The following is an 811-nucleotide window of genomic DNA, read 5'->3' as shown; positions in this document are numbered from 1 at the left end:
ATTTTTTTTCATCTTTGTCACATAAATCACTCCTCTTTGCGTCATTTGTTCCAGTTTCTGATAGTCAATATAAGCCCGATCCATAGCCATTATATCCCCCTTGCTCAAGGCTGTGGGTTGGAGCATAAAAGAATCATTGGTTGCTGCAGAGGTAAACTTTATATCCGAAGGCACACCTTCATTAGCATGTATGACGGTATGAACCTTTATACCTCCTTTCTTCTTTCCACTTTTTGGATGACGTCCTACACCTTTAAAAAGTAGGTTGGAGAACAACGATATGGTAGTGGAGTCGATAATCTGCAATCGTTTCATCCATTTAGCCTCTTTACATGCTCGGCTGTCCGAAGAAAGCCTGCTTCGATAAGTGGCGTATAAATCACGGTAAATAGATGCAAACACGGATTCGGGGCGTCGTTTATTAGCATCTGATAAAGTGCTGCGGGAAGTCATTATGGATAGACCAAGATGGCTCAGTTTGCGAGCTTCTGCTTGTAAGGAAGCGGTAATCTCACGCAATGAGTCAAAGCGCATAATCACAGCATATAACATCACAACCATATGCGTCCAACAATCGAAGCGCTTAATATAGCGCTCACCACCACAATTGCGACTCATCTGAAGAACTTGGGACTTATCAAGCAATTTTATGATCTGACTATAGAGCGGCTGTCCGCTAAAATGTGTACTTTTACCCATGGTTATTTTATTTTGTATTGCAACAGCGAAATAACCACAAAGGGCTGACTCCTGAAAATGGAATCAGCCCTAATTTTATTATCGCAGAAATGTTTTATCGGACAGCAATAAA

The 811-nt window shown here is 41.2% G+C and carries 1 protein-coding gene; it reads right to left on the bottom strand.

The window, feature by feature from the left end:
* Positions 1–699: DUF4372 domain-containing protein (locus JCM15092_RS14305; RefSeq protein ID WP_024995230.1), on the bottom strand; the 699-nt coding region annotated here is incomplete at its 3' end.
* Between the last annotated feature and the right edge of the window lie 112 nt (positions 700–811).

The organism is Phocaeicola paurosaccharolyticus JCM 15092 (genome assembly GCF_000613805.1).
In the GTDB taxonomy this organism is placed as follows: Bacteria; Bacteroidota; Bacteroidia; order Bacteroidales; family Bacteroidaceae; genus Phocaeicola; species Phocaeicola paurosaccharolyticus.
This window is presented reverse-complemented; position numbering and strand designations above follow the sequence as displayed.